13 protein-coding genes and 1 CRISPR repeat array are annotated in these 24929 nt (G+C 65.8%); of the genes, 3 read left to right on the plus strand and 10 right to left on the minus strand.

The window, feature by feature from the left end; translation table 11 throughout:
* Positions 1–2 precede the first annotated feature (2 nt).
* From cas2 to HMPREF9006_RS03505, 5 genes are all read right to left on the minus strand, one after another.
* A complete protein-coding gene (gene cas2, locus HMPREF9006_RS03485) occupies positions 3–284 on the minus strand; it encodes a CRISPR-associated endonuclease Cas2 (RefSeq protein ID WP_009212155.1) in 282 nt (93 codons plus the stop codon).
* Positions 281–2062, minus strand: a complete 1782-nt coding sequence (gene cas1, locus HMPREF9006_RS03490; protein WP_232209816.1) for a CRISPR-associated endonuclease Cas1 — start codon at positions 2060–2062, stop codon at positions 281–283. The genes cas2 and cas1 overlap by 4 nt, the downstream gene beginning before the upstream one ends.
* A 254-nt stretch (positions 2063–2316) precedes the next feature.
* Positions 2317–6384: a CRISPR direct-repeat array (repeat unit 37 nt; unit sequence GTCAGAAAGCACCTAGCGCCATAAGGTGCATTAAGAC).
* A gap of 336 nt (positions 6385–6720) precedes the next feature.
* Complete coding sequence (locus tag HMPREF9006_RS11065; protein WP_009212157.1) at positions 6721–7578, minus strand: hypothetical protein; 858 nt, start codon at positions 7576–7578, stop codon at positions 6721–6723.
* Positions 7579–7636: 58 nt separating this feature from the next.
* Entirely contained in the window at positions 7637–8578 is a 942-nt protein-coding gene (locus tag HMPREF9006_RS03500) for a DUF6318 family protein (RefSeq protein ID WP_009212158.1), read from the minus strand.
* 184 nt (positions 8579–8762) lie between these two features.
* Positions 8763–10049 carry a DUF5692 family protein gene (locus HMPREF9006_RS03505; protein ID WP_009212159.1) on the minus strand — a complete coding sequence of 429 codons (1287 nt, stop codon included), beginning with the start codon at positions 10047–10049 and terminating at the stop codon, positions 8763–8765.
* Positions 10050–10213: 164 nt separating this feature from the next.
* Between HMPREF9006_RS03505 and HMPREF9006_RS03510 the strand changes: the two genes are divergently transcribed.
* Entirely contained in the window at positions 10214–11257 is a 1044-nt protein-coding gene (locus HMPREF9006_RS03510; protein WP_009212160.1) for a hypothetical protein, read from the plus strand.
* Positions 11257–12291: a DUF5692 family protein gene (locus tag HMPREF9006_RS03515; RefSeq protein WP_009212161.1), complete on the plus strand. Its 1035-nt coding sequence runs from the start codon at positions 11257–11259 to the stop codon at positions 12289–12291. The genes HMPREF9006_RS03510 and HMPREF9006_RS03515 overlap by 1 nt, the downstream gene beginning before the upstream one ends.
* 129 nt (positions 12292–12420) lie before the next feature.
* On the opposite strand, the gene HMPREF9006_RS03520 is transcribed toward HMPREF9006_RS03515, so the two are convergent.
* The 5 genes from HMPREF9006_RS03520 to argS form a co-directional block, all read right to left on the minus strand.
* Entirely contained in the window at positions 12421–12690 is a 270-nt protein-coding gene (locus HMPREF9006_RS03520; protein WP_009212162.1) for a CopG family transcriptional regulator, read from the minus strand.
* Between the two features lie 434 nt (positions 12691–13124).
* On the minus strand, positions 13125–17477 hold the full coding sequence (locus HMPREF9006_RS03530) for a S8 family serine peptidase (RefSeq protein ID WP_009212164.1): 4353 nt from the start codon (positions 17475–17477) through the stop codon (positions 13125–13127).
* A gap of 167 nt (positions 17478–17644) precedes the next feature.
* Positions 17645–20026, minus strand: coding sequence for a S8 family serine peptidase (locus HMPREF9006_RS03535; protein ID WP_034230999.1), 2382 nt, complete (start codon positions 20024–20026; stop codon positions 17645–17647).
* A 146-nt stretch (positions 20027–20172) separates the two neighbouring features.
* Positions 20173–21573: a diaminopimelate decarboxylase gene (gene lysA / locus HMPREF9006_RS03540; RefSeq protein ID WP_009212166.1), complete on the minus strand. Its 1401-nt coding sequence runs from the start codon at positions 21571–21573 to the stop codon at positions 20173–20175.
* 1 nt (position 21574) lies between these two features.
* The gene (gene argS, locus HMPREF9006_RS03545) at positions 21575–23254 is read right to left on the minus strand and encodes an arginine--tRNA ligase (protein ID WP_009212167.1); all 1680 of its coding nucleotides are present in this window, start codon (positions 23252–23254) and stop codon (positions 21575–21577) included.
* A gap of 167 nt (positions 23255–23421) precedes the next feature.
* On the opposite strand from argS, the gene HMPREF9006_RS03550 reads away from it, so the two are divergent.
* Positions 23422–24678, plus strand: a complete 1257-nt coding sequence (locus HMPREF9006_RS03550) for an Nramp family divalent metal transporter (protein ID WP_009212168.1) — start codon at positions 23422–23424, stop codon at positions 24676–24678.
* The last annotated feature ends 251 nt before the right edge of the window (positions 24679–24929 follow it).

A 24929-nucleotide genomic window follows, 5' to 3' on the forward strand; every position in this document is an offset into this window, starting at 1 on the left:
CCTCACCACACCCCGCGACACAACCCCACGTCGTCGAGCGCTACGGCCGCGCCGAGTATGTCGGCGCGGTCGGCGCAGGAGGCGCAGATGGGGTAGATGTGGATGACGTCTTCGGCGTCTGTGATGGTGGCGGAGAGCAGGTGTCGCACGCGGGCCAGTGAGTCGGCGTCGAGGCGCAGCTCGAACACGGATTCTTGGATGCGGTATCCCCAGGATTCCAGGATCTTGGCGACTTTGAGCCGTCGCCGGTTGTTGGCGATATCGTAGGCGATGACGTAGATCATCGCCACGCGATTCCTCTCCACTGGTAGTCGGGCTCGGTGATGGCGCGGGCCAGGAGTTGCGCCTCGTGCGTGATGTGTCTGCGCCACGACCCCGAGTACCCGGGGAGGGCTCCGGTGACGCTGCGCTGGGAGGCGGCCTCGTACGCGTCGACGAGGATCTTCTTTCCTTCCGCGCCCAGCCACACTCCTCCGCTCTCGGGTTCGATGGCGCCGTGCTCGGGGCGGAGCTTCCGCGTGCGCAGGAGTGCCAGGACGGTTTGGTCAACAAGGAGGGGGCGGAACTCCTCCATGAGGTCCAGGGCGAGGCTCGGGCGTTTGTCGGTGGGCGCGTGGGCGATGCCGAGGCAGGGTTCGAGTCCGGCGGCGTGGAGCGCTCCGACGCATTCGGACAGGAGGATCGCGTACCCGTATGACAGCGCAGCGTTGGGCAGGTCGCGCGGCGGGCGTCGGCTGCGCCCGTCGAAGGGGATGTCGGCGGGGACGCACGCGGCGAGGGCGTCGAAGTAGGCGGTGGAGCAGGCTCCTTCGATGCCCATGATGTCGTTGATGGTGCGTGCGCCTGCGAGGCTGCGCCGCCAGTGGTGCATGTGGGCGGTCCTGTCGGCGAGGTGGAGGCCCGGGTCGCGCCTGGCGATGCGGGTGAGCACGTGGATTTGTCCGCGGATCTTCGAGCCGATGAGGGCGGCCGCCAGGCCAACGCGCCGCTCCTCGTCGCGCGTGAGGTCGCTCTGAGCGAGGAGGCGAGCCGCGTGCGTTCCCCTCCCCGCTCCTACCAGGGCGCCTTGGTAGGCGCCGCGGCGTGACAGGCAGACGACGTCGATGCCACTGCGCATGGCCCAGGAGCGCGCGCCCGCGGAGAGGCCGACGTTTCCCGACAGGACGATTCTACTGACGTTGTTTTTCGGCAGGCTCGTGGCGGGGATACCTGCGGGTCCGTCGACGAGGAGCCTCCCGGCTTTGACGTGGACGCGTGCCCCGTCGCGTCCGACGTAGAGGATGCGGTCGGCCAGGTCCGAGGGCTGGTTCTTCTCGGGCGGAGGAACGTGGTCGATGCCGATGCTGGCGAGGGTCGCGTCGGCATCGACGTGCTGGGTCGCGAGGTCGCAGATGCACATCCCGAGCATCACGGCCGCGCTGGCCACGGCATCGATGGCCTCGCCCAGGCGCCCTTCGCTGGGGGCGGCGAGGATGAGGGTGGATGCGACGCGGGAGTAGAGGATGCCTCGGCAGGTGGCGTGCCTGTCGAGGTCGAGGAGGGCCGCGTCGGTGAGCGTGCGGGTGATGGGATCGGCGGGGTTCGAGGCGTCGGCGAGCTCGCCGATGATCGGGAGGGCGTCTGCGGGCAGTCCGAGGCATTCCAGCCCCGCGCGCGTCGCCTGCTCGGGGTGTGCGTGGCGGATGGTGGCGCGGGCGAGGTGATGGTTGCCGTGGTCGTAGTCGGCGGTGACGCGTCGGGTAAAGGCCTCGTGGCCATCGGGCGTGTCGTCGTAGCTGCCGTGCGGGCGTTCGAGGGCGAGGAGGCGGCCAAGCGGATCGGTGACTGCCTCGGCGAGGAGCGCCCGGAGCGGCGGGGCTGCGCACTCGAGGGATTGGGCGTCGAGGCGGTCGATGCGGGGCGGGGTCCAATCGGGATCGGCCAGTTCGCGGAGCTCTTCGTCGGTGAGAGCGTGCTGGTCGGCGTCTCCCGGGCTGTTGGTGAGAACGCGTCGGCGTGCGCGGGTGAGCGCGTCGGGGGTGCTTGCGTCCCTCATGAACGAGGCCGTGGCAGGTTGCGTCATTGTCATACCTTCCGGAGCATCAACTTTAGGGTTACCGTACAAGCATTTAGGTCGCTCAAGCCGCGACACGCCGATGTCGATCGGTTTTTCCGGGGCGGGTTCGGCTTCTTGGCGCGTCCGTGGCGATGTGAGGATTTGCAACGAAAACCCTGCTATTCTGGCCGTGTGCTTGCGGGTCGGGCGGGTGCTTTCTCGGCCCCTGGCGATCCGGGGTGGCGTTTCTGCTGGTCACAGGGGGTGCGACACGCCGGGCAGTCAGAAAGCACCTAGCGCCATAAGGTGCATTAAGACCGCGACTTCGCAGCCGACGGCACGATCGAGGCCGCCGAGTCAGAAAGCACCTAGCGCCATAAGGTGCATTAAGACATCAGATTGCGATCTTCAGAATCGTCGAATTCCGTCAGAAAGCACCTAGCGCCATAAGGTGCATTAAGACTCAACAACACTGTAGAGTGCGTTAGCGACTTCCTCGGCGTCAGAAAGCACCTAGCGCCATAAGGTGCATTAAGGCCCCTAGATTTTCTTGCGCATCACATGTCGGGACTTTCCTGCGTCAGAAAGCACCTAGCGCCATAAGGTGCATTAAGACCTCCCACACCTTCTGGAGGGTGTCGAGCACGAGGTCCTCGGGTCAGAAAGCACCTAGCGCCATAAGGTGCATTAAGACAACTATTTCGTTGGATTTAGCGTCAACCCATTGACGATGTCAGAAAGCACCTAGCGCCATAAGGTGCATTAAGACGCGTCTGGACCAGGTTCGTTGTTCCAATGGATCGAGTCAGAAAGCACCTAGCGCCATAAGGTGCATTAAGACCCGTCAAAGTCAGCACCCGAAAGGCGTTGCGCTACTTTGTCAGAAAGCACCTAGCGCCATAAGGTGCATTAAGACGTGCCCTGCAGGTTGAGTGACATCGCCTTGACGATGTCGGTCAGAAAGCACCTAGCGCCATAAGGTGCATTAAGACGGACCTTGTGGATCGCGTAGAGCTCGTTCTCCTTGAGTCAGAAAGCACCTAGCGCCATAAGGTGCATTAAGACGAACTTCCACTAAGGATTTTTGATGTAACATACCCTTTGTCAGAAAGCACCTAGCGCCATAAGGTGCATTAAGACGTTGGTCAGTGGTGACCTTCAGGAACTTACCGGTTGCGGGTCAGAAAGCACCTAGCGCCATAAGGTGCATTAAGACCCGCGATCCACCGTCGCGCCCGTTCATCACGCCTCTGGGGTCAGAAAGCACCTACCGCCATAAGGTGCATTAAGACAGTGCCGCCCAACCCGCGCGGGGCCGTTACGCGCGTCAGAAAGCACCTAGCGCCATAAGGTGCATTAAGACGATGACGGTCCAGAAGGTGACTGCGGTGAGGCGTCTCCACGTCAGAAAGCACCTAGCGCCATAAGGTGCATTAAGACCAAACGAATTCGATCTCGTCCCATACTGAGGCAAGGTCGTCAGAAAGCACCGAGCGCCATAAGGTGCATTAAGACGAAGTACAAATGACCATCGGACGCCAGCCAGACGTGCGTGTCAGAAAGCACCGAGCGCCATAAGGTGCATTAAGACGGGGAGGTCGTCGCGCATGACGGCGGCCTGGCTGGAGGTCAGAAAGCACCGAGCGCCATAAGGTGCATTAAGACGTGAACGCCGCGTACCTGGACGCTGTTCCCTGGACAGGTCAGAAAGCACCGAGCGCCATAAGGTGCATTAAGACGAATCAGGCCCGCGCTATTGAACGCCGTCTTGAAGTCAGAAAGCACCTAGCGCCATAAGGTGCATTAAGACCGCCCATCCGGTGGACGCTGATCCCAGCCGTCACCGAGTCAGAAAGCACCTAGCGCCATAAGGTGCATTAAGACAGAGGTCGTAAACGACTGCGTGTACATCGCTGTTGCAGTCAGAAAGCACCTAGCGCCATAAGGTGCATTAAGACCTTCGAACGATCCACTATAATCGTGATCTACTCGGTCAAGTCAGAAAGCACCTAGCGCCATAAGGTGCATTAAGACTCGGTGCGATCCACCGGTGGGGGTTCTGCGTTTCCGTCAGAAAGCACCTAGCGCCATAAGGCGCATTAAGACACGAGAAGGACCCGGTGCACACCCTGCCCTTCGCGTGTCAGAAAGCACCTAGCGCCATAAGGTGCATTAAGACTCGGCGTTGCTGTCGGTGATGTAGGTAACGGTAGACATTGTGTCAGAAAGCACCTAGCGCCATAAGGTGCATTAAGACGAAAGCCAGTCTACGAACTTAGCAGTAGCATTCTTGAGTCAGAAAGCACCTAGCGCCATAAGGTGCATTAAGACGCAGAGTCCGACGCCGGTACTGACCTTTTCCCACTGTCGCGTCAGAAAGCACCTAGCGCCATAAGGTGCATTAAGACATTCCACAGACGCGGCACTCGTTCATGCCCGCCTCCTCGTCAGAAAGCACCGAGCGCCATAAGGTGCATTAAGACCAACCAATTCTGCCATTACACTAATACGCGCGTTAGCAAGTCAGAAAGCACCGAGCGCCATAAGGTGCATTAAGACAGCAGCAGACGGCGCCGCATCTCGCGGAACTCTCGGTCAGACAGCACCTAGCACCATAAGGCGCATTAAGACGGACTTCGACGGCTTCCCAGAGGGCGTCAAGCTCAGCTCGTCAGAAAGCACCTAGCGCCATAAGGTGCATCAAGACGCGGCGAGATTACCGACAAACGTGTGGGTAGTTATGATTGTCAGAAAGCACCTAGCGCCATAAGGTGCATTAAGACCTAAGTTGTCTGATTTCCCAAACGTATAGGTTTTGATGTCAGAAAGCACCTAGCGCCATAAGGTGCATTAAGACCGCTGGATAATGCCGACCACCTGGGGGATGATCTTGTTCGTCAGAAAGCACCTAGCGCCATAAGGTGCATTAAGACGACCGAATAGATTGTCCCTGTCTGTCGGGATCGAACAAGTCAGAAAGCACCTAGCGCCATAAGGCGCATTAAGACACCATCATCGACGCATACGCCTTGTGTTTGCCTGAGTCAGAAAGCACCTAGCACCATAAGGTGCATTAAGACGATTCTTCGGCGTCCCGGTGCTGATGCTTCGCCCCCTTCTGCCAGGAAGCACCTAGCGCCATAAGGCGCATTAAGACTTATTCTGCGGCAACCAGTGTTGCATCTCGTTCAACAGCGTCAGAAAGCACCTAGCGCCATAAGGTGCATTAAGACACGGGGACAAAACGGAATTTTGCGAGCAATGTGAGAATATGGTCAGAAAGAACCTAGCGCCATAAGGTGCTTTAAGACCTGCCGGTGGTGGACTCCTTGTCGCCGTTTTCCTCAAGTCAGAGAGCACCTAGCACCATAAGGCGCATTAAGACTCGGTGTTGTACGCGCGGGTGGAGGCGGTTGCCTGGGCGGTCGGAAAGCACCTAGCGCCATAAGGTGCATTAAGACATGATCGGTTCGTTCACGCAGTCGGCGTAGTCGGGGCAGAAAGCACCTAGCGCCATAAGGTGCATTAAGACCCCAGTCAACGCGGAATGCGTATGCGCGGATGAAGACGTCAGAAAGCACCGAGCGCCATAAGGTGCATTAAGACTCAAAACCCAGCTGCAGGAGAGCCTGGTTGAACTCGTCAGAAAGCACTTAGCGCCATAAGGTGCATTAAGACCGTTGAGTAGATGCGCGGTCATCGTCGGGTCACCGGTCAGAAAGCACCTAGCGCCATAAGGTGCATTAAGACCTGTATCGCCGCCACCAGTAGTGACACCATATAGCTTGTCGTCAGAAAGCACCTAGCGCCATAAGGTGCATTAAGACTCATTGAGCATGATGTGAACCTGCGACTGGCTCTTAGCGGTCAGAAAGCACCTAGCGCCATAAGGTGCATTAAGACTCGAAAGTCAGGGGGTAGAGCCCCCAGTCGTTTATTTCGGTCAGAAAGCACCGAGCGGCATAAGGTGCATTAAGACTCGGAAGCTACGCCCGCAGTCTTGTACTTGTCCTTGAGTCAGAAAGCACCTAGCGCCATAAGGCGCATTAAGACTTGTTGTACGGAGGGCTAACTATACTGTCAGCGGGATTGTCAGAAAGCACCTAGCGCCATAAGGTGCATTAAGACTCAAGCGAGCCTGCTGGAAGATCGTCTTGGCTTGAAGTCAGAAAGCACCTAGCGCCATAAGGCGCATTAAGACCCGTCTACCACGACACCCATGGTGGTCTTGCCGACACGTCAGAAAGCACCTTGCGCCATAAGGTGCATTAAGACATGCCAGCTTCGCCCCGCGCGCTCACGCCCTGGCTCCGTCAGAAAGCAGCTAGCGCCATAAGGTGTATTAGGACGGATGGTTGTTGGTTTGGGTCCAGCCGCAGGAGCGCGAACTCTTCGGCGAAGACGCGCCCCGCAGAAACAAACCGCCAACAACTCGCGCACAGGCCAGTAGTGAAACCCGAGCCACCCCTGTCTGCGGTGTTGGATGGGCTAGTGAAACCATGACCGCCCCTGCTTCGCGTGAATCGCCGGATATTGGTGTTTTTCTTCAGGCGGGGGTGGTCTGGGTTTCACGCGGCGCCAGACAAGGGGTGGCGGGGGCGGTCTGGGTTTCACGCGACGCCCAAGAAGGTGCGGCAGCGTGGCCCTGGGTTCCCACCTGGTCTGGGGTGTGGTGCCTGCCGTGTTTAGTGGCCTTGTTTTTCTTCTGCGGTGTCGGTGTTGTTGATGATGAGGTGGTCAAGGCGGAAGGGGTCGGTTGTTTCGGTGGTGGTGACCAGGCCGTTGATGGTTTGTGTGTCTCCGGTGAAGGGGTTGGTGGCAGTGCCCGCCCATGTGGTGGTCAGGGTGATGGTGCGTGTGGCCTTGGGGTAGGGGCCGTCGAGGAAGGACTTCCATCCGCCTGGCGCCTTGTAGTAGTGGCGTATCAGGGTCGGGTCGGTGTTGGGGTCCATACCCTCCTCCCACGCTGCTCCTGGTGAGGAGGTGACTGTGCCCGGGGTGTCGTCTCCCCAGTCCCACGTGTATTCCTGGGCTGTGAGGGTCACGGTGACCTCTCTCCCCAGCAAGGTGACGGTGTGGGTTTGGGTGGGGTGGGTGACGTTGACCAGGGTGGGGATGCGCCGGTTCGTGTAGGACACCCCCTCGGGACGCTTACGCAGCCCCGCACCGTCGGCGTGGATCGTGGCGGCCGCGTAGTAGAGGATCTCCCGTGTCGTGGGCACTGCTCCTGCAGACTCGGGCGTGCCACTGCGGGTGATGTGCGCGCACGCGAAAGGCGCCGACTCCGTCCCATCCGGCAACGTGACCGTGTGCATCGTCTTCCCATCACACTTGTCATCCGCCGCATACACCTGCGCCTCAGGACTCGCCTCAGCAGAGTTCGTGAGAGCAGGAATGTCATCAGAAGGAACATGATTACCCGACCCATTGCCGGGCGTGGATTCGCGTCCGCCGATTGAGCCGCTCACGGTGGCGTTACCATCTTCAATCGCTGCATCGAAGTTTGAATCCCACGGTAGCTCTGCGTGCGCGATTCGTGGCATGAGTGCGAGTGTGACAGTCAGAGCTAGGGTTGGGATGGATAGGAAGAGGCTGTGTCGTCTACTCATCGCGGATCACTCTCCCTTGAATCTCCTTCCACCCTCCGTTTCTCCACGTGAGAATTATGGACAGCGTTGATCCGTACTCGTCCGTCTGTTCTTTGGTGCGGAGTCCGTGACACTTGATTCCATCAACGGAAGTGATATGGAACTTAACGAGAATAGAATTCTCGGGTACATCGGTCCCATTTGCAGGGACCGGTTCAACTCGAAGAACGTCCGTAACCCTAGATGATGTTCCATAGGACCAGCCACCGTCGTAGAGGTCGCCGATGTTCGTGATATACGTATTCGCGAATTCGGAGCTGGGGTCGGACATGTCAGCTAGTGGTGTGGTGTCTCCGGTGTTCCATGCGTAGACCAGGAGGGCGAGGTAGTGTTCGGCTGCGGCTTCTGCTCCTCGCTCACTGTTTTCTGTGGCGGCTTGGGGGAGTTCGGGCAGTGTGTAGGTGGAGGCGGCGTGTTCGGCGGGCCGCACCAGGACGCCGTCGGGGCCGACCTGGTAACCGCCCGACATGGGGGCCCGACTCGAACCGGTCGCTGTGGGAGTGGGAGCCCGGCCCGACATGGCAGACCGCGTGGGAATAGCGGTGGGCTTCTCGCCCCAGGCGCGCCACCAGCCCTCGGCGACACCGTTGATGTAGACGGCGTAGCAGCCCGCGACGATCAACACGACGACGGCGATGCGGATACCCCAATCCACCAGGTCAGCCCGCAACCACGCCGCCACACCCGAGGTGCCGCCGCTGAAGGCGGCGCCACCCTCACCAGGCCCACCCTCCCCACGGTGGTGTACGCGCGGGAGCCAGGCCCAGCCCGGCCGCCATCTCCTCGGCCCGATGAAGCGACGACCAAAGAGGCCTCGCCGGGGTTGAATGGAACGCAGGAAGGCCTCTTCCTCCTCCTGGCTCACGGGTCGCTCGGACAGGGGTGGTATCTCCATGGCGTGTGCCCTCCACACTGAGGTCTCCTCCAACGCGCCCCCACCACAGGGACCGCGCCCTTACACACCACCATACGCCAAGAACCGACACGAAACAATAACAATACGCTGTAACCGTCGCGCGATCGGGGCCTCCCCACCAATGACCAGGGAGGCCTCGCGAACGACCAACACAAACCGGACGCTAGTCGCCCGCGGGCATCCTCTTGGAGGGATGCCGCCGGTCCTCGCCCCGCCACCAGGGCATCCACGCGCGGTACCCGTCCTGCGGGGGCGTGGGCGAGTCGGGCTCGAAGCCGAGCTCCTCCGGAGTCTCGGGGATGCGATCCACCAGGAAGTACTTGTCGCGATCGTCGCAGTGCTCGCGCACGATGGTGCGGAACTCGGCCAGCTCGCAGTACAGGACCCCCGTGATCGGGTTGCGCCTGAACACCGCGATCTTGTACAGCCAGTAGGCAAACAGCGCGACGTTGGCCGCGAGCGCGAGGGCCGCGCAGGCGATGTTGGCGCGCGGGTCCATGGTGGCGAAGTTGAAGATGTCCGAGGGGGGCACCAGGACCTCGGGCAGGAGGGTGTTCATGGAGATCCAGAAGACCAGGGTGAAGCAGCGGAACCAGATCCACTGGCCCTTCGCCCACGTGAACGTGGGGATCGTGCAGGCCAGCAGCAGGGCGAGCGTGCAGTACCACGTGTAGTCGGCCAGCGAGTTGTACAAGAACGCGTGGTTCCACAGGTCGTAGGCGATCACCCACGGCCACACCATGTCCACCCAGATGAGGCCGCGCACCGTGCGTTTGCCGGGCGAGGTGACGATGATCTTACCCAGGCCCGTGATGGTAATGATGTTGAGCAGCCCGGCACCGGCGGACAGGAGGTTCCAGTATCCGCCGATCGTGCGGAATCCCGTCTCGGGGTCGATGCCGACGTGGCGGGCGGCGAGGTTCGCGGCGACCTCCTGGTACCACTGCGCGGAGTGCAGCTCGGCGCTCACTCCCCGGGCCTCGGGCAGGCCAGCGATCATGTCGATCGTGTGCGAGTCGTTCACGTGCTTCAGGCACTGCCAGTCCGCTCCGCACGCGTAGTAGGTGTCCGCGTTGAGGTAGATCGTCAGGTCGCGGATGTTGGCCTCCATGATGTTGACGGCCAGGCCGGCCCACAGGGCCACGCCCAGCCATATCGCGTACTTGTGGGCCTTGGCGGGGTTGCGCTTGGCGTAGACGAGGACGGTGCCGGTCATGGTGGCGGTGAGGATCATGATCGCGTACTTGCCGAAGGGGAACCAGCCCACCATCGGGGTGCCGTGGATCCACGCGTAGGGCATGAGGGCGATGCCGCCGACGGTCCACACGGCGAAGATCGTCCAGTTCCACCGCCGGTTGATCTCGGCGACGATGATCTGGGCGGCCAGGACGACCAGCCAGATCGCGTAGACCTTGGGGGTTCCGATCTCCCACAGGAAAAGAGTCTCCACAGTGTTCTCCTTTGAAACTGCATCCAAGCTAATGGTTGTCGGCTATCATAGTCCGAAACACTAACCTAGCGTGCAGGGTTCAACGCTGAATCCCGATCGCTCCGGGGCCCCACGATCCGCACCAGCGGAGCCGCCCCTCGCCCGATCCTCAAGGAGGAGGACTCATGACACGACACGCCACACGCGCCCGCCGCCTCTGCCGCATCGCCGCGGCGGGAGGCGCCGCCATCCTGGGCGGCATGTACGCGTTCAGCCAGCTCACCGGCAAGGCAACGCCCGAGGAGCAGGCCTGGCGCTACCCCGGCGACGACCTCATCGACGCCAACTACGACAACGGATACTCCTCGACCTACGCCATCACCATCGACGCCCCCGCCTACGCCGTGTGGCGCCTCTTCAAGCAGATCGGCGCCGAAAAGTCCGGCTCCTTCTCCTCGGAGTTCCTCGAAAGAACCTTCGCGCGCCTGCCCTTCTTCAACTCCTACGAGATCCAGGAGGAGTTCCAGCAACAAGACTCCATGATGCCCGGCGACATCGCCGCCTTCGACTTCCACGGCATGTCCATGGAGTGGGCCGACATCGTGCCCGGCAAGTACATGGTGCAGTGGGTCGACACGAAGAACCCGCCCAAGGCCCCCGGCTCCTACGCCTTCCGCTTCCCCGGCATGAGGCACTTCGCGGCCGCCTGGTGCTTCTACATGGTGCCCCTGTCGGGCCATCGCACGCGCCTCATCAACCACTGGCGCATCGGCTACGAGCCGCCCAGCCCCGCCATGACCGCCCTGAACTGGGTCAACATCGAGTTCATCGGCGGCTGCATGACCCACATGCAAAACCTCTACGTCAAGCGCGTCCTCGAGTTCAAGAAGAAGCAGCACCTGACGGGGCGCTTTATGCGCGGCATGCTCGGCGGCCGCTTCTTCAACTCGGGCACACCGGCGGGACGCTACGACGGCACTCCCCTGTTCGAGGACACCTTCACCCAGTGGTTCCGCTACGGGCGCTCCGCCCCGGCGGTCGCCGAGATCCGCCCGCCCGTCACCGACGACCCGTCGTGGCCGCCGACAGGCCCGGGCACCCCGTGGGCGGGCGAGGTCGACGCCTCCTACTTCGAGGGGTGGAGCGAGCCGGAGTTCTCCTGGGAGGAGCAGATCCGCCAGAAGATGGAGCGCACCTACCTGCCCGATTGGGGGAAGGAGCAGCGCTGATGGACGGCATCACTCCCCCGGACTATCCGACGCTCTTCTTCTTCGAGGTCGGCCAGTGGTGGGACTACGCGATGCTCCTCCTGGTCGTCGTGGCCCTGGCCGTCACCGCGTGGCTCGCCCAACGCAACATGTGGGTGGTCCTGGCCTTCTTCGTCCTCATCCCCATCGCCCTGACAATCTTCTGGTGGCCGACCTCGACGCGGGGGACGGCCTCGGCCGGCTGGTTCCCCATCGTCAAGCAGTACTCGGCGCTGGCCGGTTCCCTGTGCCTCGTCGCCCTGCAGGTCTTCCCCAGGCTCCGCCACAACCGCTGGTACCTGCTGATCCCCCCGACGATCCTCGCGCTCAACATCGCCGAGGCCGTGGTGCGGGACTTCCAGTGCTACGGCATCCACGGCGTGGACCCCTCCCAGGGGATGGTCACGTGGGGTGGGCCGTGGAACATCATGAACGGGATCGCCGGGATCTTGAACCTCCTGACGATCTCCGGGTGGGTGGGGATCTTCGTGTCCAAGGGCAAGGAACGCGCGCTCGTGTGGGGCGACCTGACGATCGGGTGGATCATCGCCTACGACCTGTGGAACTTCGCCTACGTGTACAACTGCCTGGCCGACCGCGCCTGGTACTCGGGCGTTGCGCTGCTGGCCGCGTGCACGATCCCCGCCCTCATGCGGTTCGGGAGGGGCGCGTGGATCCAGTACCGGGCCTACACGCTTACCTTCTGGTCGGCCGTGGTGCTGACCTTCCCACACTTCATGCAGGACTCGATGTTCGCCCACCGCAGCGCCCACAACCCCGCGGCGATGGTCCTCATCTCCGCCGCCGCCCTGGCGGCGAACCTGTGGGTCTTCGGCAGGCACGCGCATGCGATCATCTCCAAGCGGCGCAACCCCTTCACGCAGGAGGTCCACGGCGACGAGGCCATCTACGCGTCCTGGGTGCGCGACCTGGCCTCCGAGACGGACAAGGAGCTGATCGCGGCGCGCCTGGGCACCACGCCCGAGAGGGCGGGATTCACGGCGCCCACCGCGTAGCAGCCTGACCCGCGAGCGCGACGATACCGACACGCACGAGGGGCCGCGCACGGCACGGTGCGCGGCCCCTCTCCGACACTCAACCGGGAGCGAGCCCCGGCCTCGTGGAGGTTACTGCAGCAGGCGGCCCTACTCGAGCGAATCAATCAAATCGCGCACAAGCTGCGACGGCGTCGTACCGCGCTCCTGAGCCACCTCAGCGAGCTTGGCACGACGAGAACGATCAAGACGGAGGGTAAACGGCTTAGCACCAACACCAACGCTAATCGGGCGTCCGGCCACAGACGAACCGAGATGCTTCCCGTCGTAAGGCACACCGTTCTCGGCCTGGTTCCCCCAACGCTCCAGATCCTCATCAGTGAAGGTCGCACCATCAGCTGACGTATACGTCGCCATCATTACCTCCTTAAACCAACCTCTGCGAGCACCGCTCGCGTTACCAGCATCGCATGGAAAACAAGCCATCCATCAGGCTCGTCCTCAACCGCAATATACTCCAGAAGCCGACCCTTGCGGTCGAGGCCAACTCCGACCCACTGGATCGGATGCGTATCGCGCGCACGCGAACGCAACGTACCCTCGAAGGCCACTATGACATCGTCATCCTCAACGTCACTATGACGTCGATGGACGCGAGGATGAACCCGGACTCGCACGCGATCACCTCCATAGTTTCGTATAGACATCAGTGTAGTACGAAATAGGTCCCAAGGGAACGGGACTCCCACGACATCTCTCCCGCGCAGGCGCGACACGCAAGAGGGGCCGCGCACGGCACAGTGCGCGGCCCCTCTCTGACACTCAACCGGGAGCGAGCCCCGGCCTCGTGGAGGCTACTGCAGCAGGTGCCCCTGGTCGTCGAACACGTAGCGCGTGCCGTTGATCCACCGGCTGCCCGTCACCATGGCCCCGGAGGAGGACAGGTAGTACCAGGAGCCGCCCTCCTCCAGCCAGCCGGTGCTCATGGCGCCACCGTCACCGAAGTGGTACCAGGTGGACCCGATGCGCGCCCAGCCCGTCACCATGGCCCCCGAAGGCGACAGGTAGAACCACGTGGATCCCTCGCGCAGCCAGCCCGTGGTCATGGCCCCCGAGGAAGACAGGTGGTACCAGGTGCCGCGCACCTTCGTCCATCCACTGGCCATCGCGCCGGTCAGGGGATCCAGGTAGTACCAGGAGCCTCCCGCCTTCGTCCACCCGCTGGCCTGCCCGCCCGAGGGGCCGTAGTAGTACCAGCGGCCATCCTCAGACGCCCAGCCGGTCACCATGTAGCCGCGCGCGTCGAAGCGGTAGATCGCCCCGTCGATGCGCAGCTGCGTCGACGTGGGGTAGGTGCCGTCCTCGAAACGCCACCACCATCCGAGCGCCCCGGACACCCAGCGTCCGGCCGCGGCCTCGTCGGGTCCCTCGTGGGTGGGGCTCACCGTGAAGGCCACCGTCGTCGTCGCGTCGTCGTCCGCGCGCGCATCGTTGTTGCGCCCGCTGGCCTCGACCGTGGCCAGGGAGGCGCCCGCGTAGCGCGCCGCGCCGTCCGGGTGGGACACGTCCACCCCGTCGGCCTGGAGGGTCACCGAGTTGCCCGCAAACGCGCCGTTACCCGCACCCGAGGCGACCTCGCGCTCGCCCACGAGCAGGCGGGCCGAGGTCACCGGGCCGCTCACGGTCACGCGCACCGAGACGCGCCCGGAGACGCTCTCCCCGGCCAGGGGCTTCCACGTCGCACCGTCGCTCGAGTACTCAACCTGGCCGATGGTGGGCTTGGCCTGGTCCTTCAAGACCGCATCCAGGGCGTTCGGCAGGCCGGCGCCCCGGTACTCGTGGCCCTCGACCGGTTTCAGGCGCCCCCGGTTCGCCGGCTCGCTCGCCTGCTTCTTCGCCAGGGCCACGATCTGTTCGGCCGTCATCTCGGGGTGTACCTGGCGCAGCGTCGCGATCACGGCCGCCGCGAGGGGCGCGGCCTGCGATGTCCCGTACAGGTTGCCGTAGGCCTTGCCATACCAGGAGGTCAGCGGCGCGTAGATCTTCGCGCCCGGAGCGGCGAAGTCGATCGAGGTCGCGCCCCAGTTCGACCAGGACGTCGGCTCCAGCATGCCGGTCGCCGGGTCCTGTCCCTCGGGCAGCTGCAGGGCAGACACCGCGAGGGTGGAGCGCAGCATGGAGGGCATGTACACCCCGCCCGTCACGTCGCGCTGGTACGCGCCCCACGTGTCCCCCGGCGAGGAGTCGTCGGTGGTGGGCGGGTTGTCCAGGTCGGTCGTCCAGTTCCCGGCCGCCACCACGTTGATGACGTCCTTGGAGGCGGCGTAGTCGGCGGCGCGCTGCACGGCCTCCAGGCCCGCCGCCTGCTCCGGGTCGCCCGGCATCCAGTACTTCCACGGGTTGACGAAGTAGGAGCCGTTGGTCACCGAGATGCCGTGGTCGGCGGCCCACACGAATCCGCAGGCGATGTACTCGGGGTAGAAGTATCCCCCGTTGCGCGAGGCAACGTTGATGGCGGCGATGCGCAGCGTCGGGTTCACGCCGTCCACGCCCACGCCGTCGTGCTTGGCGGCGATCGACCCGGCGACGTGCGTGCCGTGGGTCGCGTCGTCCCAGCGCCACGCCTCGGGGTCCCGGTTCGGGATGCCGTTGACCGAGCAGGACACCGACTTGGAGTGATCCACCTGTCCGGCCAGGTCCGGCACCGTGTCGTCGACGGACTGGTCCATGACGCCCACCGTGACCGGCTCGCGCATCACGTCCACGCCCTGAGCCTCCAGGGCGTGCAGTGCCTGGAGGTGCCAGCCGTTGCCGGTCTGCGGATCCGGAGTCACGTCCTGTTCGCCCTGGGCGGCGTCCGACGTGGGCGCGGCCGCCAGCGCGGCATTCGCGGCGGCTCGGGTCGCGTAGTCGATGGGAACCACGGCCTCGTTGCCGCCGACCGGGGCCTGGCGGGTCGGGCCGATGGAGTCGTAGCTGATGCCCTCCTTGACCAGCGCGGCGCCCAGGTCGGGTGAGAAGGTCGGGGATGCCGCCTGGACGAAGAACGTCCCGAACGCCGGGTACTGGGCCAGCACGAGGCCGCTCAGGTACGAGGCCTGGGCGACGGCCCGCTGGAAGGTGGCCCGATCCGTCCCCTTGGGCAGGTTGACCGCGTAGTTGGCGGGAAGCTGGTCGGCGCTGCGAGCCGGTGCGGTGATCCCGGCGATCGGCGTGCCGCCCGGGGCGGGGTTGTCCTCGCCGGGCGCGGGGTCGGGCTGGGGAACGGCCTGCGGGTCGCGGGTGAGCGTGAAGACCGCCTCGCGGCCCGTGTCGTCGTCGGCCTGGCGGTCGAGGTTGATGCCGCTGGCGCTGACCTGGACGCGCGCGGTCGCGGCCTCAGCGCCCGACGGGATCAGCGAGGACAGGTCCACGTTCTCCGCGGAGACGCCCAGCGGCTCGTCCACGTACTTGCCGGAGCCGGGGCGGTCCACGCTGGCCAGCCCGGCCACGTCCATGTGGAGGTGGCTGATCGGAGCGTCGGCCTGCGCGTAGAAGGAAACGGGGCCGGCGGGCAGGGTCGCCCCGTCGAGGTCCTTCCACTCGCCCTTGCCCACCCGGTACTGGATGGAGGTCACGGTCGGCTGGGGCTGGTCGCGGCGCATGACGGTCAGGGCGTTGATGAAGCCGTAGCCGCGGTACTCCTTGCCGTCCTCGGGCGCGGCCAGGCGCGTGTACTCCATGGCGGCCTGCTTACGCATGAGGCCGATCACCTGGGCGCCCGTGTAAGTCGGGTGGATGGACTTGATCAGGGCGGCGATGCCCGTCACGTGCGGGGTCGCCATGGATGTCCCGCTGGCCTTGGCGTAGCCCGAGGCGTAGAGGGAGGTGGGCACCGTGGAGTAGATGCCGTCGCCGGGGGCCGCGAAGTCAATGGTCGTGCCGTAGTTGGAGAAGGCGGCGCGCTCCAGGGTCGACCACGCGGGGTTCTCCCCGGAGCCGACCTGGCGGAGGGCGCTGACCTGGCTGACCCCGGCGACCATGCCGGGGACCCGGATGGAGCCCTTGACGGGACGGTCCTTGATGGGGTTGTCCGTGTCGGTCGGCGAGGAGCTATCGACTGTGGGGTTGTCGTTGTCGGCCGCGTTGTTTCCCGCCGAGGCGATGACCGCCAGGCCCTTGGCCTGGGCGTGCTTGATGGCGCGGGTCGCCCCCTCCAGTCCGGCGGCCTGCTCCGGGTCGGTGGCGCTCCAGTACAGCCACGGGTCCATGGAGTAGGAGTTGTTGACGATGTCGATGTCGTGGCTGGAGGCCCACATGAACGCGCACGTCACGTACTCGGGGTAGATGAGCCCTTCGGCGCCCGCGGCCTTGATGGACACGAGGGTCGCCGTGGGCGCGATGCCGTCGATGCCGATGCCGTTGTGGTTGGCGGCGATGACGCCTGCGACGTGCGTACCGTGGAAGTAGGGGTCCCTCCAGGAGCCGTAGGCCTGGGAGGCGATGCCGTTGACACTGCAGGACACGGAGCTCGACTGATCCACGCGGCCCACGAGGTCGGGGTGGGTGTCATCGATACCGGAGTCGATGACCCCGACGCGCACGGGGGCGTGCGCCATCGGCACGGCCGCGGCATCCGACGCGCTCATGGCCTGCGCTCCCCAGTTGGAGACCGCCTCCTCGGCGCTGGCCTCGGCAGCGTCCTCGTCGCGCACCGACTCCGTGCCGCCGCCTGCGGGAGAGGTCTCAGGATCGCCGCCCTGCCCCTCGCTCTCCGCAGGGTCCGCCTGGACCTCCGGATTGGTGGCGTGGGCCGGATTCGTCTGCGGCGCCGGGGCGGGCAGGTCGACGCGCTCGGAATCGGGGACGGGGGCCACGCGGGTCGGGCCAATGGAATGGACACCCACCCCGGCCTTGGACAGCGCCGCGGCCAGGTCGGGGGCGAACGAGGCCGAGGAGCTTTGGGCGAAGAACGTGCCGATCTCCGGGTAGGAGGCGAGCGCAGCCCCACCGAGGGAGGGAACGAGCGCGAGCGCACGCTCAACATCCTCGGCGTCGGCGGTGCCAGCGAGATTGACGGCGTAGTTCATGACGCCGTCGGTGGCGCGGGTGGATGAGACGAGGGGGCCGGGGTTGTCGGCCCAGGCTGGCGGGGCGCTCGCGGCGGCCACGCCCATGGACAGGGCGAGAGCCGCGACAGTTCCGATGCGTGCGGCGGTGCGGCGCATGATTCCTCAACTTTCGGGTACTCACTGGTGCGTGCACTGCGGCGTGCATGCGTGTGATCATGATCCTAGAGTTTGTCACCAAGCACAAATTCAGCGTCGCTTAAGCGGACGTTCAGCTGGCTCGGCGCGGGCCGCGCACCCGAAGGAGCGCGGCCCGCCTCGTCACCCTACCGCTCGCGCAGGCGCCCGGCGGCGTCGAAGGAGTACTCGCGTCCCTCGATCACGCGGGTGCCCGTCACCATCGCGCCCGAGCCGTCCAGGTAGTACCAGGAGCCCGCGTAGGGGAGCCAGCCCGTGACCATGGCGCCCGAGCCGTCCAGGTAGTACCAGGAGCCCGCGTAGGGGAGCCAGCCCGTGACCATGGCGCCCGAGTCGTCCAGGTAGTACCAGGAACCCGCGTCCTGCACCCATCCGGTCGCCTGGGCTCCGCCGACACCGTGGTAGTACCACGAACCCCCGTTCTTCACCCATCCGGTCACCATGTAGCCACGCGCGTCGAATCGGTAGAGCTGCCCGTCGATGCGCCTCACGGTGGAGACGGGGTATGTTCCGTCCTCGAAGCGCCACCACCAGCCGAGCGCGTCGCGCACCCAGCGCCCGGCCTGGTCCTCGTCGGAGGCGACCGTGAAGGACACCTGAGCGGAGGTGTCGTCGTCCGCGCGAGGGTCGTTGTTGCGGCCCGATGCCTCGACCCGCACGCTCAACGGCCCCTCCTCCAGTGGGGAGCGCAGACTGGCCGCGTCCACGCCGTCGGCCTGCAGCGTCACCGATGTGTCAGACGCAGCCCCGTCCCCCTGCGCGGAGGCGAGCTCGCGCTCCCCCGCCACCATGCGGGCTGCGGTCACGGGGCCGGATACGGTGGCGCGAACGGACACGGTTCCGGCGAGCGTAGCGCCGTCGAGGCTGCGCCAGGTGCGGCCGTCGCTTGAATACTCGAGCGGGCCGATGACTGGCTGAGGCTGGTCCTTCAGGACCGCGTCCAGGGCGATCGGCAGGCCGGCGCCCCGGTATTCGTGGGAGTCGGTCGGGGCGTTGAGGAGGCCGTAGTTGGCGGCCGCCTGCTTGCGCATTAGGTCGATGACCTGTGCGCCCGTGTACTCGGGGTGGATCGACTTGATGAGGGCGGCGACGCCGGACACGTGCGGGGTCGCCATGGACGTTCCATCCGCGACGGCGTACCCGCTGCGGTAGAAGAGCAGCGGAGCGGTCGAGTAGATCTGGTCGCCCGGGGCGGCGAAGTCGATGGTCGTTCCGTAGTTGGAGAAGTCGGCGCGCATCAGGGACACGCGCCCGGGCACGACCCCGTAGGCCTGCTTGACGGCGCTGACCTGGGCGACCCCGTCGAGCATGGAGGGAACGCGGATGGAACCGGCCACCGGACGGTTCTTGATGGGAGCGGGGACATCCGTCGGAGACGCGTTGTCGATGCTCGGGTTGTCGATGTCGACGCCCTCGTTGCCGGCGGCGGCGATGACCGCCAGCCCCTTGCCCTGGGCGTATCTGATGGCCCGCGTCGCGCCCTCCAGGCCGGCCGCCTGCTCGGGGTCGGTCGGGTTCCAGTACACCCAGGGGTCCATCGAGTAGGAGTTGTTGACGATGTCCACGCCGTGGCTGGCCGCCCACATGAACGCGCAGGCCACGTATTCGGGGTAGATGAGGCGGTTGTCGTTGGTCGCCTGAATGGCCACGATGCTCGCGTTGGGGGCGATCCCATCGATGCCGACGCCGTTGTGGTTGGCGGCGATGATGCCGGCGACGTGCGTGCCGTGGTAGAACTCGTCGCGCCACCCGTTGACCTCCTGCGTGGCCATGCCATTGACCGAGCACTTCACGGAACGAGTCGTGTCGACGCGCCCTTCCAGGTCCGGGTGGGTGTCCTCGACGCCGGAGTCCACGACGGCCACGCTCACGGGCGCGCGCCTCACGTCCACCGCCGCGGCCTCGGCGGCCTTCATCTCCGTGGCCCCCCAGTTGAAGATGGCCTCCCCGGTGCCGGAGTCGGCCTCGGTGACGGTTTCATCTCCAACCGTGCTCAGGCCGCCGGCGGGAGCCGCGCCGCTCGTCTGGGCCGAGCCCGCGCCGCTCGCCTGGGCGGGAGTCGCGCCGCTCGCCGTCGCGGGTTCGGTGCCCTGGGTCGGCGGCTGGGCGCCTGCCGGGGCGGGCAGCTGGACGCGCTCGTAGTAGAGGACCGGGGCCACGCGGGTCGGGCCAATGGAATGGACGCCCACCCCCGCCTTCTTCAGGGCGGCCGCCAGGTCGGGGGCGAAGGAAGGCGTGGCGCTCTGGGCGAAGAACGTGCCGATCTCGGGGTAGGAGGCGAGCGCTGCCCCGCCGACGGAGGGAACGAGGGCGAGCGCGCGCTCAAAATCCTCGGCGCTGGCGGCGCTCGCGAGGTTGATCGCGTAGTTCATCTCGTCGTCATTGGCGCGAGGCGCGGAGACGAGGGGGGCGGGGGCGTCGGCGTGGGTGGGAGGAGCGGTCGCCGTGGCCACGCCCATGGACAGGGCGAGAGCGGCGATGATCCCGATGCGTGCGGCGGTGCGGCGCATGATTCCTCGGCTTTCGTGTGTCACTGTCAGGATGTCGGCGGCTTTCGCAGCCCAGCCCATCATCCAAGACTTTGTCAGTAACAACAAAACCAAGGCTTACCTAAGCTCACTCCTCAAGATCTGCCCCTCCACCCCCGACGCGCCCGCTACTCCAGGCCCGCGTCGAGGGCGAGCAGGTGATCGACGCTCTGGGGGCGCAGGAACCAGTGGGCCTCGCCGTCCTCGACGGCCAGGACGCCCGGCTTGGTCGCCATATTGTAGTTCGACGCCATGGAATACCCGTAGGCGCCCACCGCGGGCACCGCCAGCAGGTCACCGCCCGCAATGTCGGCCGGAAGGTCAACGTCACGGACGACGATGTCCCCACTCTCGCAGTGCTTGCCCACGACACGACAGCGGGCGAGCGCGGTGGACCCGTCGCGGTTGGCCAGGGTCGCCGTGTAGGCAGCGCCGTACAGGACCGGCCGAATGTTATCCGACATCCCCCCGTCGATCGCCACGTAGCGGCGCACTCCCCCGCCCTCAAGCGACACGTCCTTGACGACGCCCACGCGGTAGAGCATCACCATCGACGGCCCGGCGATCGAGCGCCCGGGCTCGACCGTCACGCGCGGGATGGGCAGGCCGTGATGGGCGCAGCGCTCGCGCACGACGCCCGCCAGAGCGCGAGCCACCTCCACCGGCGAGGTCGGCACCGGGTCCTGGGCGGTGTAGGCGATGCCCACTCCCCCACCCAGGTCGATCGCGGACACCTCCAGGCCAAGGCGCTCGCGCACGAGGGCGGCGAAGTCGATGACCTTTCGCGCGGCCTCGACAAAGGCAGCCGTGCCGAAGATCTGCGAGCCGATGTGGCTGTGCAGGCCGCGAAGGTCCAGGTGGGGGGCGCGCTGGATGGCCCTCACGGCCTCAAGGGCCTGGCCGCTGGCCAGGGACAGGCCGAACTTCTGATCCTCGTGGGCGGTGGCGATGTACTCGTTGCCGCCGGCGTGGATGCCGGACTTCAGGCGCACCATGACGGGGGCGCTGACCCCCATGTCGGCGGCGATGCGCTCAACCTGGCGAACCTCGTCCATCGAGTCGATGAAGATCCGGTGGATGCCTGCCTCCAAGGCCAGACGGATCTCACGGTCCGACTTGTTGTTGCCGTGCAGGCCGATGCGCGAGGGGTCCACGCCGGCGCGCAGCGCGAGCGTGAGCTCCCCCAGGGAGGCGGTGTCGACGCCCAGCCCCTCCTCCGCCACGATGCGGGCGACGTCGGCGCTCAGGAAGGCCTTGCCCGCGTAGAAGGCGTCGCCGCCGCTCATGCCGTAGCCCTCCCAGAACTCCTCGGCCATCGCCGAGGCCCACACGCGGGCGCGCCCCCGCAGCGAGGCGACGTCAAGGACGAAGGTGGGAGTGCCATAGTCCGAGGCGATCCGCGTCAGGTCGACGCCGCCCACGTGTAGCACGCCGCCCGTGCGCGCGGCGCTCCACGGCCACAGGTCGGGGCGCTCCTCGGGGCCGGGGCAGACGAGGGAGCCAACCGGGACGGAGTCGGCCTCGTTCATGTCACATCCTCTCGGGGGCGCTCACGCCCAGCAGGCCAAGGCCCGTGCGCAGAACCTGGGTGACCGCATCGTTGAGCCACAGGCGGGCGACGTGACCGGCCTCGACCGGGTCGTCACTGCGGGGGGTGACGCGGCACTGGCCGTACCAGGCGTGGTAGGTGGCGGCCAGGGATTCCAGGTAGCGGGCGATGCGGTGCGGCTCGCGCAACTCCGTGGCCTGGGCGACCTGTGCGGGGAACTGGGCGAGGGCACCCAGCAGGGCCGAGTCGGCCTCGGTGTCCAGGGCGGCGGGGTCGAATCCGGCGTCGCGGCTCACCCCGTGGGCGGCGGCGTTGCGCGCAACGTTGCAGGTGCGCACGTGCGCGTACTGCACGTAATACACCGGGTTATCGTTGGAGTGCTGCGAGAGCAGGTCCAGGTCGATGTCGACCTGGGTGTCCATCGACACGCGCACGAGGGCGTAACGGGCGGCGTCCACGCCCACCGCGTCGACCAGGTCGTCGAGCGTGACGATCGTGCCAGCGCGCTTGGACATGCGCACGGGCTCGCCGTCCTTGACGAGGTTGACCAGCTGGCCGATGAGGATCTGCAGGTTGACGCCCGGCTTATCCCCGAAGGCCGCGCACATGGCCATCATGCGTCCGATGTAGCCGTGGTGGTCCGCGCCCAGCAGGTAGATGGCCGCATCGGCGCCGCGCTCACGCTTGTTCAGGTAGTAGGCGACGTCTCCCGCGAAGTAGGCGGCCTGGCCGTCGGACTTGATGAGGACGCGATCCTTGTCGTCGCCGTAGGTGGTGGTGCGCAACCACACCGCACCCCCCTCGTCGAAGATCTCCCCGCGCTCGCGCAGGCGAGCGATGGCGTCGGCCACCGCGCCGGAGGAGTGCAGCGAGTCCTCGTGGAAGAACACGTCGAAGTCCACGCGGAAGGAGTGCAGGCGCTCCTTGATCTCCGCAAACATCAGCTCCACGCCGCGAGCGCGGAAGACCTCGATGGCCTCCTCCTCGGGCAGGGTGATCGGGTCCGGCTCTCCCGCGGCGCGCGCGTCGGCGCGCACCTGTTCGGCGATGTCGGCGATGTACTGGCCGCCGTAGCCGTCCTCGGGCACCTCCCGGCCCATGGCGCGCGCGTAGAGGGAGTGGGAGAAGTGGTCGATCTGCGAGCCGTGGTCGTTGAAGTAGTACTCGCGGGTCACGGCGGCGCCGGAGGCCGCCATGAGGCGGGCCAGAGAGTCGCCGACGGCCGCCCAGCGGACGCTACCCAGGTGCACGGGGCCGGTCGGGTTGGCGGAGACGTACTCGAGGTTGATCGAGCGGCCCGCCAGGGTCTCGTTGCGGCCGTAGGCGGCACCGGCCTCGACGATGGTGCGGGCCAGCTCGCCCGCGGCCCCCGCTCCCAGTCGGATGTTGATGAAGCCGGGGCCCGCGACCTCGACGGAGTCGATATCCTCGGCTCCGCTCAGGTCTTCGGCGAGGATCTGGGCGAAGTCGCGCGGGGCCATCCCGGCCTTCTTGCCCAGCTGCATGGCGACGTTGGTGGCCCAGTCGCCGTGCTCGCGAATGCGGGGGCGCTCCACGGTCACGGGGTCGGGAACCAGCGCGGGGTCGATGGAGATGCGCCCGGCGGCGGCAGCGTCCAGCAGCGTCGAGCGGATGAGGCAAGCAAGTTCTTCAGGAGTCACACCCCAAGACTACGGGGTTTTGGCTTGTGACCGCGAGCTCTTGTCCCGCGCGGGAATGAAAACCTGGCCACACGTGGCCACAATCGCACCCGGGAAGCACCCGGATCTCCCGCGACGCGCGTAGAATTTCGGGTAGCCGAATCGCATCCGTCGTCTGCGAGGAACCCATGACCACCTCGGACACCCACCACCGCACACTCATCCCCCTCCTCGGCCCCGCATTCGTCGCAGCCGTCGCCTACGTCGACCCCGGAAACGTCGCCGCCAACATCACGGCCGGCGCACGCTACGGCTACCTCCTAGTCTGGGTGCTCCTCGCCTCCAACATCTTCGCGATGGTGATCCAGTATCTCTCCGCCAAGCTCGGCCTGGTCACCGGCAAGTCCCTGCCCACCCTGCTCGGAGAACGCATGACACCCCCCGGGCGCATCGCCTTCTGGCTGCAGGCCGAGATCGTGGCCGCGGCGACCGATCTCGCCGAGGTCATCGGGGGTGCCCTCGCCCTCCACCTCCTCTTCGGCCTGCCCCTCCTGTGGGGCGGGGTCATCATCGGCGTCGTATCGATGGGGCTCCTCCTCGTCCAAGGTGGTGGGCGCCAACGCCGCTTCGAGGCCATCATCGTCGCGCTGCTCGCCATCATCACGCTGGGGTTCCTGGCGGGACTGGTCGTCGCTCCTCCGAGCGGCGCGGGGGTCGCCTCGGGCCTCCTCCCCCGCTTCCGCGGCACCGATTCCGTGCTGGTTGCCGCGTCGATGCTGGGCGCCACGGTCATGCCCCACGCGGTCTACCTGCACTCGTCGCTGGTCAACGACCACGAGGCGGGCCCCGCACTCCCCTCCACCTCCGACGCCCGGCATTCCCACGGGCACCTCGCACGCCTGCTGCGCGCGACCCGCATCGACATCTACTGGGCGCTCGGCGTCGCGGGGCTGGTCAACATCGGCCTGTTGCTCCTGGCCGCGGCGGCCCTGGCCGGGCAGAGCGGCACCGACACGATCGAGGGGGCGCACGCCGCGATCTCCGCGACCCTCGGTCCCCTCGTCGGCACGGTCTTCGCAGTCGGGCTGCTGGCCTCGGGCCTGGCCTCCACGTCAGTGGGAGCCTACGCGGGAAGCGAGATCATGAGCGGCCTGCTCCACGTCAGGGTGCCGCTCCTGGTGCGTCGGCTCGTCTCCCTGATCCCCGCGCTCGTCATCCTCGGGGCGGGCGCCGAACCCACGTGGTCCCTCGTCGTCTCGCAGGTGGCTCTCTCCTTCGGCATTCCTTTCGCGATCATTCCCCTCATGTCGCTGACCGCGAAGCGCGAGGTCATGGGCGAGTACGCAAACACCACCGCCCTGCGGGTGTGCGGCTTCCTCATCGCCGCGGTCATCGTGGCCCTCAACCTCTTCCTGGTCTACCTGACCCTAACCGGCCAGGGGTAGGCACTCGGGGACGAGGCCGGGACGTCATCGCTGCCATCCTTCGGGCGCGGCATGACGGTGAGCACTCGGGGACGAAACGCCATGGCCGCGCATTCGCGGATAGGTTTCGACGGCTCGTTTGAGCTCGTCGAAATTGCTGTCCGTAGCCGCACGTTCACGGATAGGTTAGCCACTCGTGGATAGGCTAGGTCGTTCGCGGATAGGTTATTTGCCTATCCGCATGCTCATAACCTATCCACATGCTCATAACC

The organism is Actinomyces sp. oral taxon 180 str. F0310 (genome assembly GCF_000185285.1).
GTDB lineage: Bacteria > Actinomycetota > Actinomycetes > Actinomycetales > Actinomycetaceae > Pauljensenia.